The 13906-nt window shown below is 30.5% G+C and carries 11 protein-coding genes, 9 tRNA genes, 1 other RNA gene and 1 other annotated feature; of the genes, 3 read left to right on the plus strand and 18 right to left on the minus strand.

The window, feature by feature from the left end:
• Positions 1–160 precede the first annotated feature (160 nt).
• The 5 genes from ffs to P8V03_RS17640 form a co-directional block, all read right to left on the minus strand.
• Positions 161–426, minus strand: an RNA gene (ffs, locus tag P8V03_RS17620) — signal recognition particle sRNA large type.
• Positions 427–437: 11 nt separating this feature from the next.
• Positions 438–527: transfer RNA gene (locus tag P8V03_RS17625), tRNA-Ser, on the minus strand.
• A gap of 119 nt (positions 528–646) precedes the next feature.
• Positions 647–739 (minus strand) — tRNA-Ser (locus tag P8V03_RS17630).
• 2 nt (positions 740–741) lie between these two features.
• Positions 742–1182: a nucleoside deaminase gene (locus P8V03_RS17635; RefSeq protein WP_261673496.1), complete on the minus strand. Its 441-nt coding sequence runs from the start codon at positions 1180–1182 to the stop codon at positions 742–744.
• Positions 1183–1264: 82 nt separating this feature from the next.
• A tRNA-Arg gene (locus P8V03_RS17640) sits at positions 1265–1341 on the minus strand.
• 195 nt (positions 1342–1536) lie between these two features.
• On the opposite strand from P8V03_RS17640, the gene P8V03_RS17645 reads away from it, so the two are divergent.
• Both P8V03_RS17645 and P8V03_RS17650 read left to right on the plus strand, forming a co-directional pair.
• On the plus strand, positions 1537–1839 hold the full coding sequence (locus tag P8V03_RS17645; RefSeq protein ID WP_261673495.1) for a phasin family protein: 303 nt from the start codon (positions 1537–1539) through the stop codon (positions 1837–1839).
• A 41-nt stretch (positions 1840–1880) separates the two neighbouring features.
• Positions 1881–3482 carry an ABC1 kinase family protein gene (locus P8V03_RS17650; RefSeq protein WP_261673494.1) on the plus strand — a complete coding sequence of 534 codons (1602 nt, stop codon included), beginning with the start codon at positions 1881–1883 and terminating at the stop codon, positions 3480–3482.
• 36 nt (positions 3483–3518) lie between these two features.
• On the opposite strand, the gene P8V03_RS17655 is transcribed toward P8V03_RS17650, so the two are convergent.
• Positions 3519–4091 (minus strand): TetR/AcrR family transcriptional regulator, encoded by a 573-nt coding sequence (locus P8V03_RS17655; protein WP_318799174.1) that lies wholly within the window; start codon positions 4089–4091, stop codon positions 3519–3521.
• 209 nt (positions 4092–4300) lie between these two features.
• Here P8V03_RS17655 and P8V03_RS17660 point away from each other — a divergent pair, with 209 nt between their 5' ends.
• Positions 4301–5188: a phosphatidylserine decarboxylase gene (locus P8V03_RS17660; RefSeq protein ID WP_318799176.1), complete on the plus strand. Its 888-nt coding sequence runs from the start codon at positions 4301–4303 to the stop codon at positions 5186–5188.
• A 265-nt stretch (positions 5189–5453) separates the two neighbouring features.
• Here the strand turns inward: P8V03_RS17660 and P8V03_RS17665 are convergent.
• The 12 genes from P8V03_RS17665 to P8V03_RS17720 all read right to left on the minus strand — a co-directional run bounded on the left by P8V03_RS17665 (position 5454) and on the right by P8V03_RS17720 (position 13902).
• Positions 5454–5530, minus strand: a tRNA-Arg gene (locus tag P8V03_RS17665).
• 6 nt (positions 5531–5536) lie between these two features.
• Positions 5537–5627, minus strand: a tRNA-Ser gene (locus tag P8V03_RS17670).
• Positions 5628–5651: 24 nt separating this feature from the next.
• Positions 5652–5742, minus strand: a tRNA-Ser gene (locus P8V03_RS17675).
• 231 nt (positions 5743–5973) lie between these two features.
• Positions 5974–6064: transfer RNA gene (locus P8V03_RS17680), tRNA-Ser, on the minus strand.
• A 27-nt stretch (positions 6065–6091) separates the two neighbouring features.
• A tRNA-Ser gene (locus P8V03_RS17685) sits at positions 6092–6182 on the minus strand.
• A gap of 71 nt (positions 6183–6253) precedes the next feature.
• On the minus strand, positions 6254–7534 hold the full coding sequence (gene serS / locus P8V03_RS17690; protein WP_261673491.1) for a serine--tRNA ligase: 1281 nt from the start codon (positions 7532–7534) through the stop codon (positions 6254–6256).
• A gap of 52 nt (positions 7535–7586) precedes the next feature.
• Positions 7587–7780 (minus strand) — a binding site (T-box leader).
• Between the two features lie 86 nt (positions 7781–7866).
• On the minus strand, positions 7867–8220 hold the full coding sequence (locus P8V03_RS17695; protein ID WP_261673490.1) for a DUF1667 domain-containing protein: 354 nt from the start codon (positions 8218–8220) through the stop codon (positions 7867–7869).
• 20 nt (positions 8221–8240) lie between these two features.
• A complete protein-coding gene (locus tag P8V03_RS17700) occupies positions 8241–9632 on the minus strand; it encodes an NAD(P)/FAD-dependent oxidoreductase (protein WP_261673489.1) in 1392 nt (463 codons plus the stop codon).
• Between the two features lie 227 nt (positions 9633–9859).
• On the minus strand, positions 9860–12568 hold the full coding sequence (locus P8V03_RS17705; RefSeq protein ID WP_318799178.1) for a UPF0182 family protein: 2709 nt from the start codon (positions 12566–12568) through the stop codon (positions 9860–9862).
• A gap of 26 nt (positions 12569–12594) precedes the next feature.
• Positions 12595–13110 (minus strand): transcription repressor NadR, encoded by a 516-nt coding sequence (locus P8V03_RS17710; RefSeq protein ID WP_261673487.1) that lies wholly within the window; start codon positions 13108–13110, stop codon positions 12595–12597.
• 110 nt (positions 13111–13220) lie between these two features.
• Positions 13221–13715, minus strand: coding sequence for an HDIG domain-containing metalloprotein (locus P8V03_RS17715; RefSeq protein ID WP_261673486.1), 495 nt, complete (start codon positions 13713–13715; stop codon positions 13221–13223).
• Between the two features lie 110 nt (positions 13716–13825).
• Positions 13826–13902: transfer RNA gene (locus P8V03_RS17720), tRNA-Ile, on the minus strand.
• Positions 13903–13906: the final 4 nt, after the last annotated feature.

Genomic DNA, 13906 nt, shown 5'->3' on the forward strand with positions numbered 1-13906 from the left:
TCACCTTCTTTAATCTGTGTTTATACACTATCTATTATACCTTATATTAAATTAATAGTTAACATATAAAACTAATATAACCCTTAGGTAATATAGAAATATTAATATAATAAAAAAAGACACCTTTTTGGTATCTTTAACTAAAGTCTAAATATTAAAGTCGTGCACCTCGCTTTGACTGATAAACTATAAGCGTTACCCATATAGTTAACTCAAACCAGGTTTATCCACGGCACACGAAAATGATCACTTACCGCTGCTTCCTTCCGGACCTGACGGGGTTCATGAGTTTCCGTTGCGTGGGACCCAATTCTCAACGCCACTTTTATAGGCCAGACCTTACAGTTTATAGCCTAGGCGAGGAATTCAATCCTGCTATAGCGGATTGCAGGTTACAGGGCACCGCTAACTCCCCATCTAGCACGACAAAGATTTAATGGCGGAGAGAAGGGGATTTGAACCCCTGGTAGAGTTTCCCCTACACACGCTTTCCAGGCGTGCTCCTTAAGCCGCTCAGACATCTCTCCATATAAATAACTCATGAAAACTATTAAGTTTTACATTGTCATCAAGACAAGACTTATTATACTATTAAATGTCCACTAATTCAACATATTTTTGTGAATTTTTTTTAGCAATTATTAGTTGGCAGAGAGAGGGGGATTTGAACCCCCGGTACACCTATTAAATGTACAATTGATTTCGAGTCAACCACCTTCAACCTCTCGGACATCTCTCCATCTATCTTCTATTCTTAAAGAAATTACTTAACATATTACTGCATTTATTATTATAGTTCCAGTGTATCCTAGTCCAATGATTTAACGAATCACTTTGAAGTATGTTTATTACAGAACCACAAGCCCCTGCTGTTGGGTCAAAGGTACCTATATATAAATTAGATATCCTTGATTGTAGTATTGCCCCTGCGCACATAGGACAAGGTTCTAATGTAACATACATGCTACACTCATTAAGCCGCCAACTTTGAAGAAAGGCAGCAGCTTTTCTTATAGCCAACATTTCTGCATGTGCTGTTGGGTCATTTAATGTTTCTCTTAAATTATGAGCCCTAGCTATTACTGTATTACCTTTTACTACAACTGCTCCTACTGGTACTTCTTTTAATAGAAGTGCTATTTCTGCCTCATGTATAGCTTCCAGCATAAAATCTTCATTCATTGAGATACCTCTTAAGTTTTGTTACTTATAATTTATTTATTATAAAAATAAAAGTCTGTAAACTTAAAGTTCACAAGACTTTTGGTGCGCCCGAGAGGAATCGAACCCCCGGCACGCGGTTTAGGAAACCGCTGCTCTATCCTACTGAGCTACGAGCGCATACTTAATTCTTACTATATGTATTTTATTACAATTAATTATAAAAGTCAATTTAAAACACTTACTTTTTATCCCAAACTATATTTTTAAATGTAACCCTCATATTAAAGAATAAAATAAATATCTTCTATTATTAATTAGCATCTTGGGTATATTATAATATGATTAAAAATATAATAACTAGGAGGTGTTATTATGGTAAATGAATTAAAAAATTTATTTTTAGCTGGTATAGGTTCTGCTGCTTATACTTATGAAAAAGCTTCTAAGTTAATAGATGATATGGTTGCAAAAGGCAAGTTAACAATTGATGAAGGTAAAGATTTATCTGAAGAACTAAAAAGAAATGTAAAGGATAAAACAGCTCAGTATAAACCATTGACTAAAGAAGATATTATATCAATATTAAAAGAAATGGATTATGCCAGTAAAACCGATATATCTATTATCAATCAACGACTAAGTGTACTAGAAGAAAAGATGAAGGATAAAGCATAAGCCCGACTAATGTTAGGGCTTTGTTAATTTGGAGGTATATTATGTATAAAAACTCAGTACAAAGGTTTAAAGAAATAGTTAGGGTTCTAGCCTCTTACGGCTTTGGATATATTGTTGATAGTAAATCTAATAGAGCCAAAAATTCTCCTATAAACCTAACAAAGGCCTTCGAAGAGCTAGGTCCAACTTTTATAAAAATAGGACAAATTTTAAGTGCTAGACCGGACATATTGCCTCCTGATTATATAAAAGAACTTTCTAATCTTCAAGATAAGGTAGCTCCTGAAAGATATGAAGATATAAACAGTATTTTTATAAGTGAATTTAACAAACCAATTGAAGAATGCTTTATTTATTTTGAAAAGGAGCCACTTGCTTCCGCCTCCATAGCGCAAGTTCATAACGCTATTCTTGATGATGGTAGAGAGGTCATTGTGAAAGTTCAAAGACCTGAAATAAGAGAAAAAATGCACATGGACATATCTATATTGCATAAGATAATAAAACTCTCTAAATCTAAGTTTGCCAATGCACTCATAGACCCTAGTGAGGCCTTAGATGAAATTCTTGCATCTACTGAAAATGAATTAAACTTTAAAATAGAAGCAGAAAATATCAATAAATTTAGAGACTTAAATAAAAATGTTGCCTTTTGCTATGCGCCATTTATAATTGATAGGTTATCTAGCAGTAAAGTTTTAACTATGGAAAAAATAAATGGTCTTAAGATAACTGATATTCATAGTCTTGATACCTATGGGTATGATTCAAACGACATAGGAAAGAAGTTAACTCTTTCATTTTTTAAGCAAATTTTTACTGACGGTTTTTTTCACGGAGATCCTCATCCTGGTAACCTGCTTATTGACAAAGGAAAAATATGCTTTATAGATTTTGGCATAGTAGGAACACTTTCAGATTCACTGAAGTCATCATTAAACGAAGCAATTGTAGCTGTAGCCTTAAAGGATATAGATAAGCTGGTTTCTGTAATTATATCTATAGGAATAAAGAAAGGTTTTGTTGATAGAAATAAGCTTTATGAAGATATAGAATACTTATTTTTTAGATATGTTTCAACATCGTTGAATAATATTAAAATTTCAGTACTAATTGAAGAAATATTTGATTGTGCAAAAAATAATAATATAAAACTACCTAAAGATTTAACTTTACTTGTAAAGGCTATGATTATAGTAGAAGGAGTTGTTGCAAAGATAGCACCTGAAATTCAAATTATCGATGTTGCCATCCCCTTTGTAAGAACTAATAGTGAATTACTACTGCTTAAAAATATTAACTTAGATCAATTTTTAATACACTCTTACAATTTTACAAAGGACCTTTCACTTCTTCCTTCAAAATTCACAGAACTGACAAATAGTATATTGAAGGGTAGAGCTAAAATACAATTTGAAATACCTCATCTAAATAAGTCTATTAATGAACTAAATAAAATGACTAACAGGTTGGTATTTGCACTAATAATTTCATCTTCTATAATCGGATCATCTCTTATATTGAATAAGAACATTGGTCCTCAGATATACGGAATGTCCTTCATTGGAATATTAGGCTTTGCTATAGCTGCTCTTATGGGTTTATGGTTACTTGTATCAATTATTAAGTCTGGTAAGCTATAAAAGGAGTTAAATATTTTATTCTCCTTTTATAATTTACTATTTTCTTTCCTGTATACCCTCAAGTATGTATTTCAATTGTCTCTCTATCAGCTGATCTAAACTACCTTTATCATCATTTATAAGTTCATATACTGCAGTGGAGCAAATTGTACCAAACAATGTGTATGCCATTAGATAAGAATCTCCTCTTTTTATTACTCCCTTGTCCATTCCCTCCTCTAGATAAGATTGGGTATAGCAAATATGTTTATTAATTGCCGCTCTTAATTCTAATTGCCTTAATTCTTCTCCCCATATTTGGCTCATTACAACTTTAAAAAAGTCTCTACTTTCATAAACTAAACTTAATTGAATTCTGCATAACACCTTAATCTTACATAAAATGTTGTCTTTTTCACTTGCAACATCTTCTATTGAATTTTTTATTAATTCCATACCTTCTCTTACTATAAAATTAAATATTTCTTCTTTACTCTTAAAATGATAATATAAAGTTCCTTTAGCTACACCTGCCTCAGATGCTATAGCATCCATTGTAGCTCCATTATATCCACACTTTGAAAAGATTTTTATGGCAGATTCAAATATTGACTTTTTTGTATCATTCATTGATATCACTTCGCATTTCCATTATATTGTAAATAAACAACCAACTTTATTATATTACATCACTTTAACTAAGTAAAGATATACATTTATTATACTATCTCTTCAACTTATGGTAGGACTGCTGTATTATAAATTGACAACTGTTAAATAATAATTGATAATTGTAATAAGTATTTTTGTAAAAATTTATTAATGAAAGAGGTTTCCTAATGGTTAAATTTTATAATAGGCAAACTAAGAGCTATGAAATAGAACAAGTTGCTGGAGACAAATACCTTCAATGGACTTATTCTTCACCTATAGGAATGAGGTTATTAGAGCTTTTAGTTAAGAAAAAGATTTTTTCAAGTATTTACGGCTCCTACTGCGATAGTAAACGAAGTAGGAAAAAGATTAGCTCATTTGTGAAAAATTTTGATATTAACATGTCTCATAGTGAAAAAAAACTGGAACAGTTTCAATCATTTAATGACTTTTTTACTAGAAAACTAAAAAAAGAAGTAAGACCGATAGATATGAACCTAAATTCTTTAATTTCTCCTGGTGACGGAAGACTTCTAGCCTATGAAAACATAAATTTAGATGAATTAGTTCAAATAAAAGGATATACTTATAGTTTTAATAAACTTATAAATAATTCAGAGCTGTTATCAAAATTCTCTGAAGGCACATGCTTAGTTCTTAGACTATGTCCTACAGATTATCATAGATTTCACTTTGTAGATAATGGAGTATGTGAAGATACAACTAAGGTTAAGGGTGATTATTATTCAGTTAACCCTATTGCCCTAGAGAAGATACCAGAGCTCTTTTGTAGAAACAAAAGGGAGTGGAGTATATTTCATTCAGAAAACTTTGGTGACATATTACTTATTGAGGTAGGGGCCACTTGCGTAGGTTCAATAATTCAAACATATCCTCCTAATGTTAAAATAAAAAAAGGTGATGAAAAAGGTTATTTTAAATTTGGTGGATCTACAACTGTATTGTTTATTGAGAAGAATAGAATTAAGATTGATGAAGATATAATTATGGAAAGTAAAAAAGGTTACGAAACCAGAGTATTTATGGGAGAAAAGATAGGTCAAAAATTATAGAACTAGTTCTGCTCCGCTAAAAACTTAATACTTAAAACATAAAAATAAACTTCGCTTGTTTCTGAGCGAAGTTTATTTAATGAGGGGATTACTAAAAAATGAATAACTTTGATTAATTAATAAGTTTTGGGTTTTAGGTTATTAATTAATACTATTTATATTATTTACATTATCTTCTATTTTATTCAAAGCTCATATATTTTATTTATATAATACTAAATTTTATTTATAAAAAAAAGGCTTCCTAAATCTAAGAAGTCTTTTCTGGTGCGACGGAGAGGATTCGAACCCCCGACCAACTGGTTCGTAGCCAGCTACTCTATCCAACTGAGCTACCATCGCATAGGTTGGCGGAGAAAGAGGGATTTGAACCCTCGCGCCGGTTACCCGACCTACGCCCTTAGCAGGGGCGCCTCTTCGGCCACTTGAGTATTTCTCCATGCCCTACATTGTTCAAAATATTTGGCGGAAAGACAGGGATTCGAACCCTGGGTACGATCACTCGTACGCCGGTTTTCAAGACCGGTGCCTTAAACCAACTCGACCATCTTTCCATATCCTTTGACATAAATATATTAACACAAGTGATTGAAAAAATCAAATATTTATTTAAGTATTTTTCATAATTTAATCTTATTTATTACTATTAATCTCCAGTATTTGTATCAAATGTACAATTGCTGTATTTTTATATCCTATTTAGTAGAAAATTGATTTAATTAACTTATAAGTTTTAAAAATATACTTATTATGAAAATAAAAAAGCACCATTGTAAGTGCTTTTCTGGCGGAGAAAGAGGGATTTGAACCCTCGCGCCGGTTACCCGACCTACGCCCTTAGCAGGGGCGCCTCTTCGGCCACTTGAGTATTTCTCCATGCCCTACATTATTTTAAAAAATAAATGGCGGAAAGACAGGGATTCGAACCCTGGGTACGATCACTCGTACGCCGGTTTTCAAGACCGGTGCCTTAAACCAACTCGACCATCTTTCCTTGCTTGTTGACATGTATTATTATATCAACACTATGCATACATGTCAACAACTTTTTTTATTTTTTTATATTTATTTTATAACTTCTCTACCACCCATATATGGTCTTAAAGCTTCTGGAATTACTACACTACCATCAGCTTGTTGGTAATTTTCTAAAATTGCAGCTACAGTTCTTCCTACTGCAACACCTGATCCATTTAAAGTATGAACATATTGTGGCTTATCTTTTGCTGTTTCTTTATACTTTATGTTAGCACGTCTTGCTTGGAAATCTTCAAAATTACTACAGCTTGATATTTCAACATATCTATTATAACTTGGCATCCAAACTTCTATATCATATTTTAAAGCTGCTGTAAATCCTAAATCACCTTTACATATTCTAACTACTCTATAAGGTATTCCTAACTCTTGAAGTACTTCTTCTGCATCATTTGTTAACTTTTCAAGCTCTTCATAAGATTGTTCTGGTTTAGTGAACTTAAGAAGCTCAACCTTATTAAATTGGTGTTGTCTTATTAGTCCTCTTGTATCTCTACCAGCTGAACCTGCTTCTGCTCTAAAACATCCACTGTAAGCTACATGCTTTATTGGTAAATCCTCACCTTTTAGTACCTCACCTGAATAGAAATTAGTTACAGGAACTTCTGCTGTTGGAATTAAGAAGAAATCGTTATTAGCAACTCTAAATGCATCCTCTTCAAATTTTGGAAGCTGACCTGTTCCTATCATACTATTTCTATTAACCATATATGGTGGGAATAATTCTTCATAACCATGTTTTTCAGTATGAACATCTAAGAAATATGATATTACAGCTCTTTCTAATCTAGCTCCTAATGCTCTATAGAAAGTAAATCTTGATCCAGCAACTTTTCCAGCTCTTTCAAAATCAAGTATATTAAGACCTGTTCCTATCTCCCAGTGAGGCTTAGGTTCAAAGTCAAACTTAGTAGGCTCTGACCATTTTCTTATTTCAACGTTATCTGCATCTGTTTCTCCATCTGGTACTGCTGGGTTTGGTATATTAGGTATTCTTAACATTATGTACTCTATTTTTTCATCTATCTCTGATAGCTTTACATCGTACTGCTTTATCTTGTCTGAAAGCTCTTTCATTTCTGTCATAAGAGCATCAGCATTTTCTCCTGACTTCTTTAATTTAGCTATCTCAGCTGAATCTTGATTTCTCTTGTTCTTTAATACCTCAACTTCAACTAATATCTGTCTTCTATTCTCATCTAATGATATTACTTCGTCTATAACTGATATGTCGAAGTCCTCACCTCTATTTCCTAGTGCAGTTTTAATTTCATCTGGATTGTTTCTTATTCTTTTTAAATCTAGCATAATTGTTCTCCTCCTAAATGTTTTTATATAAATAAAAAAAGCCTTCCATCCCTAAAGGGACGAAAGACTCCGTGTTGCCACCCTAATTAATCAAAAAATTTGATTCACTCGAAGATTATAACGGTATCACCGATCTGTAATTAGCAGTACCTCAAAGGTGGATTCACAACATTCCAGTATCAGTTTTCACCAACCACTGACTCTCTTAAACTTTCATATCGTTACTAGCCTTATCATAGGTTAATTTTAATTTTTACTTAATTATATATACATTTACTTTTTATGTCAATAGCAATTTATGTTTTTTTCTGTATATTTACAAATATTTAACTTTAATCAATGTTTTTAGTGCATACTATGTCTGCTCCAGTATTTAATATATTCTTACAAACTATATCTCCTGCCTTAATCGGTGCCCCTACATATAATCTACTTAATGCCTTCGAGCATTCTACCCATAGCTTCTTATCTAAAGGCTTACTGCTTTTTACAGGAACTACATTATATCTTGACCCTTTTATTCTTACTAAAGTAGTAAGAATACCTTTATTACTATTTATCTGCTCTTTAGCATATTTTATTCCTTCATCACATAAATTTCCTTGGACTTCTATAGAATCATTGTATATATCAATACTAAGTATACACTTATTATTACATCCATAGCAAATAGCCTCTTTAATCAACTTTAAATTCCTCCAAATACCTACATTTCATCAAATTCCTTTATTCTAGCCATTACTATTGTTGAGTTTTTAGAGTCTCTTACAATCTCTGTTAGTTTCTTATCAGTTTCTCTTGCTAATATAGCTGCTATCTTATGTAGGCACTGTGATCCATTGCAACGACCAAAGGTTACACCTGTTCTTCTCCTTATAGCTTCTAATGTACGTGCTCCTAATGGCCTTCTTATAGAATCTACAATTTCTCCTTCTGTTACCTTTTGACAATAGCATATTACCTTTCCATACTTATTATCTAATTTTATAATATTGTTTCTTTCATCGTTTGATAGATCCCTAAATCTATAAATTTCTCTTCTTTTATCCACAAAGTCTTTTTTTAAAACACAATTTAAATTACTAACTATAGTTTCACACACGATACTAGCAATAGCTGGTGTCATAGTAACCTGTCCATAGTGTTTCCCCGTTACTTTAATATATCCTTTATCAATAAGACTGTCATCTATAATTAAAGTATCATTATAAAAAGGTGATTCATAAAAATTATTTATTTCAGCTTCATCAATTTTTCCTATAAAGTTATATATCTTTTTTAAACTATCATCGCAATTTATATTTTTATCTGTTTTTACTGATAGTATTGATCCGCCTTGAATAGTAGAGACCGAGTATAGTTTATCACCATTTTCGTTTAATGTTGATATAATATTTTTAAAACTTCCTTTAAAACTTTTTGCTAATAAAAATTGTTTCAAATAACTTCTACTCTCGGTTATTCTATTAGACTTATCTATGCTGTAATTTTTACCAGGTGTAGTGTTGAGGACCATATTACAAGTGAATTTATTCTTATTCGTTATTACTCTAAACCCCTTAGATACTTTTTGTATGTCTAAAACTTCTTCTTCTAACTTAAAGTTTACTCCATTATCAAATGCAATTTCTGCATAGGAAATAGCAAGATCATAAGGAGATATAACTCCCGTATTCTTAGAATGTATCGCTCTTTTCACGTTTATATTTAAATTAGGTTCTAATTCATATACCTTCTTACTGTCTAGTAGGAATATATTATCAATTCCTCTATCGATCGCTTTATTATACATTTCTATTAAATCATTTTCACTTTTTTTATCTTCTGCAATAATTAAAGAATTATATTTTTTATAAGGTATGTTAAACTTTTCAACAATATCATATATAAGCCTATTTCCCATAAACTCTAGTTTAGAAACCAATGTATCCTCGCATTCAACTCCATCATAAACCACAGCAGAGTTTATCAAAGCAACATCATCTGCTATATCATAATCCTTTTCAATTAATGCAATGTTTAGACTATATTTGGAAAGTTCATAGGCAACTGCGCACCCTATTATGCCTCCCCCTAATATAAGAACATCATAATCCATATTTCAACCTTCCTCTCCAGGAACAGTAATAATTTAAACTAATATAAACAGTATTAGGCTCTTAGAATTATTTTATCCTTTCCTATTTTAATTATATCATAAAACTTAAATAAAAATTAAAATACAAGTATCCACAAAGTAGTAAACAAATTTATGAGTAATATATCATATTGTTTTAGTATAACTTATGCTTTACTTGTATTTTAATTTTTAAGTTTTTCTAGATTTTATTTATTTAATTGATTAATAATATCTCCAAGCTGCTTTATATATTCTCCATACTTTGCCCAATCACCACTTTTTTGTGCCTCTATTGCTTTATCATATAAGTCTTTTACCTGTTTTATAGTACCTTCTTTTTCAATGTCATTAGTGATTGGTTGATTATTATTAGTGCCACTCCCTTTATCATTCTTATAATTAAATAATTGTTCAAGTGCACTCTCTATATTTTCAGCTAAGATAATTTTATCTCCATAGGAAACTATAACTCTCTTCATTTCTGGGATACTATTCTTACCATTAGCTCGCAAATATAAAGGTTCTATATAAAGTAGAGAATGATTTATAGGAACTATCATAGTATCTCCAAACTGAACCTGAGATCCACCTTTATTCCATAAGGACAGTTCTTTAGATATATTAGTATCCTGATTCAATTTCTGTTTAAATAAATATGGGCTATATACAGTTTTTTGTGGTGGAAATTTGTACAATACCATTTTACCGTAGTTATTTCCATCCATTCTCGCTCCAAATAATGCAACCATATTATCTTTATTTCGCATATTAAAATATTGTAATAAAATCATTTCTTCATTCTTTTCACTTGGAAGCCTCATAACTACATAAGGAGATTCTGTTGAGTCTTTTTCCCCTTCTACCTGTTTCTGGTTTTTTGCAACCTCCCATATATCTTCCCCATTATAGAATACTCCTGGGTCTGTTATGTGATATCTTCCTAGAATATTGCATTGAATGTTAAAAATATCTTCAGGATATTTAAAGTGATCCTTTATGTCCTTTGGTAACTTTGATGAGTCTTTAAATAGCCCCGGAAATATTTTCGAGTAACTTAAAGCTATAGGGTCATTCTTATCAAACAAGTAAAAGTCTGTATTACCATCTACTGCATCTATTACAACCTTGACTGAATTTCTAATATAATTTACGTTATCTTGTGGTTGGGAAAATGGATATTTATCTGAAACTGTGTAAGCATCTATTATCCAATAAAACTTACCTTCACTTATAACTACATAAGGATCTGAATCATAGTTTAAAAATGGAGCTATTTTTTTCGCTCTGTCTACTACATTTCTATTAATAAGTATTTTACTTTCATTTGTTATATCTCTAGATAGTAAAAAGTTTAAATCTCTTTGATTTATGGCAAATAACAATTTATTTACAAAACTCATTTTAATTCCAGATGTGCCATCATACTTATTATTCTGATTTGACTCACCCTTTGGATAATCAAATTCACTCATTTTAGTATTGACTATTGCATAATTATCACTTTTTTCACCAAAGTATATTCTTGGGTTATCTAATTTTATATTTGTACTGTTAACTGGTGGCATATCCTTTATTACAAAGTCTGGTTGACCTTCTGATGTTACTGAGTTAACTTTACTCATAACAGCACCATATCCATGAGTATAAATTAAATGTTTATTCTGCCAGGTATTTGGTATAGCTTGACTATTAATTTCTCTCGGCGCTATAAAAACCTGATTATAATTACCATTAATATTATATCTATCTACATCAATATCATTAAATCCGTAATAATATCTTATTATTTGAACTTGGTTATAAAACTCAAGTGATGGCTTATATGAATTTATTCTTATGTTATTTATAGTATCCTTATTTGTCTTTAGATCTTCCTTTGTTAAATCATTTTTTACTTCAAAAGGCTTTTCATCAATACTGGTTATATTAAAAGCTTTTCTTGTATAATCTATGTTGTATTTTATATATGGCTGCTCTAGTGTCTTTTGATTTGACTTAACAATAAAATTTTGAACTGCTGTTGCTGATACGCCTTCTAATATAACTAATACTACAATTAGGCTTATAGATATAATTATAGGTTTCACTTTAGAGGTTACAACACTAATAAATATAATAATCGATGCAATAAGTGAAACTACGATAATAATTTTATAGAATAGCAAGCTAACATGTACATCTGTATAACTAGCACCAAATGCTACACCCCTAGTACTGTATACTAATCCAAAGCACTTTAATAGGTAACCAACAGAGATACAAATCATTATCAAAGCAGAAACAACTGCTAGCTGTTTCCCAGCAAATGAAGTTATACCACTCTTTAATATAGTTACATTAGAAAAACTTTTTCTTACAGTCCTACCTGAAAAAATTCTATCTCTGGCATTTAGTATAAAATAACTTATAAAAGTTATGAATACTAAGAATAGTAGTAATGTAATTATTGCACTATAGATTGATTGTATAAGTGGAAGTTTGAAAATGTAGAAAGATACATCTACGCCAAATATAGGGTCCTTGGTATTAAAGTTAACTGAATTACTAAACTGTAATATCCTGTACCAATAAGTAAAGGCAAATATATAGGCTATCATGAAAGAGAATATCGTATTAAGTATAAAAAATATCTTCTTTTCTAATCCACTTTTTGAGTTATTAACATCTACTACTTTTCTGTACTTAATTATACTAAGCCTTAAGCTCTTATAGTATAACCATATACCTATAAAACTTATCAAGAATATAGGTATCATTAATTTAAGTATTGCTATAAGCTTAGTAAAATATATGGATAGATACCCTACCTCTTTATACCATTTCACATTTACAGCAAAGCTAATTATTCTGTCCAGAAACGTAAAGCAAATTACTGCAATGAGCAGAATCATAGCAATAAAAATCTTTCTTCTCATTTAAATCACCTCTTATCTTTCTTATTTTAGTCTTCAATTAAATATCCTTTATCCTTTAATTCTCTTATAATGTTATCTATAATTTCATAATTTTCAGCCGATATACTGTGCAGATGTATCCCTCCTGTTAAAATTAGAAGTGGTTCTGCTTTATAACTTTTTAACTTATTTATAAAATTCTCTACATCATAAAAAGTTTTTATCATGAGCATTCCCCTTATTTCACCATAGAGTGAATGTTCTATTACTACATCTTCTATAATTCCTCCAAACTTTACTATAGTTTTTAATTCATCTTCTATATCATCAGATTTATGAGAAAAAGCCATTATTTTTTTTACCATATTTCTTTCTTCTTTAGGCATTAAATATCCTTCTGGCGTTGCAATGATTTTTTTTCCTTCGGCTCTTAAAATAGCTATGTCCTTTACTATTACTTGTCTTGTAACGCCTAAATCTTCTGCTATGGAACTTCCTTTTCTAGGTGAATTATTCTCCTTTAATAGATTTTCTATATAAGCTCTTCTTTCCTTTGAATTCATTTTTACCTCCAAATATATAAAGTGTAGTTAATTTTAAAGTAAAATATTACCTATATATTACCATTATCTTTAATTAAATAAAATAACTTTATACATTTTCATAAAGATTATTAATTTTTCTCATCGCATATTCTCAAAATATCCAATTCTACATTTCCAGTTATCTTATCATTATGATGATTCTCAATCAAATATAATAATTTTTCTTCATAATTATAACTTTTCAATATATCCTTACCTATTTTTCCGTGATTGTAATAGACATTTACCTTATCTACATTAGAAAACTTTTTTATGCTCCCTTTAGTTATGCTATCAACCATAACTAAAATAGACTTATCTATTACATTTAATTTTTTATAAGTTTTCCCTATGTCATGTAGTAGTGCAGCCTTTATAAGTAGTTTTTTATCTGCATTTTTCATTTTACAAACCTTTTCTACATCATAGGCGACATTAATACAGTGCTTTTGTTCTTGTATAGATAACCTATTAAAAAGCCCTAATTCATTCTCATCTAAATGTGCATGCAAAAAATGTAAGTCTTTTTTATTTATCCTAGAATTTATCGCCCAGTAGAATTGCTTAACTCTATAAAAATTCATTTTACATACACCTCTCTCAAATATAGATATATTTAAATGTAAATATGCACTATCTCATATTAATAAATTATAAATTAAAAAGCACTTGTAGTAAACTACAAGTGCTTTAATGGTGGACCTTCAGGGACTCGAACCCCGGACCAACCGGTTATGAGCCGGTTGCTCTAACCAACTGAGCTAAAGATCCATAT

It is taken from the genome of Clostridium tanneri (assembly GCF_033659955.1).
Classification (GTDB): Bacteria; Bacillota; Clostridia; order Clostridiales; family Clostridiaceae; genus Clostridium_AM; species Clostridium_AM tanneri.

What these genes read in the sequence shown, in the direction of transcription:
- P8V03_RS17650 (WP_261673494.1), top strand. Translation starts at nt 1,881, where the DNA reads ATGTATAAAAACTCAGTACAAAGGTTTAAAGAAATAGTTAGGGTTCTA.
- P8V03_RS17660 (WP_318799176.1), top strand. Translation starts at nt 4,301, where the DNA reads ATGGTTAAATTTTATAATAGGCAAACTAAGAGCTATGAAATAGAACAA.
- serS (WP_261673491.1), bottom strand. Translation starts at nt 7,534, where the DNA reads ATGCTAGATTTAAAAAGAATAAGAAACAATCCAGATGAAATTAAAACT.
- P8V03_RS17715 (WP_261673486.1), bottom strand. Translation starts at nt 13,715, where the DNA reads ATGAATTTTTATAGAGTTAAGCAATTCTACTGGGCGATAAATTCTAGG.
- P8V03_RS17635 (WP_261673496.1), bottom strand. Translation starts at nt 1,182, where the DNA reads ATGAATGAAGATTTTATGCTGGAAGCTATACATGAGGCAGAAATAGCA.
- P8V03_RS17700 (WP_261673489.1), bottom strand. Translation starts at nt 9,632, where the DNA reads ATGGATTATGATGTTCTTATATTAGGGGGAGGCATAATAGGGTGCGCA.
- P8V03_RS17645 (WP_261673495.1), top strand. Translation starts at nt 1,537, where the DNA reads ATGGTAAATGAATTAAAAAATTTATTTTTAGCTGGTATAGGTTCTGCT.
- P8V03_RS17655 (WP_318799174.1), bottom strand. Translation starts at nt 4,091, where the DNA reads ATGAATGATACAAAAAAGTCAATATTTGAATCTGCCATAAAAATCTTT.
- P8V03_RS17710 (WP_261673487.1), bottom strand. Translation starts at nt 13,110, where the DNA reads ATGAATTCAAAGGAAAGAAGAGCTTATATAGAAAATCTATTAAAGGAG.
- P8V03_RS17705 (WP_318799178.1), bottom strand. Translation starts at nt 12,568, where the DNA reads ATGAGAAGAAAGATTTTTATTGCTATGATTCTGCTCATTGCAGTAATT.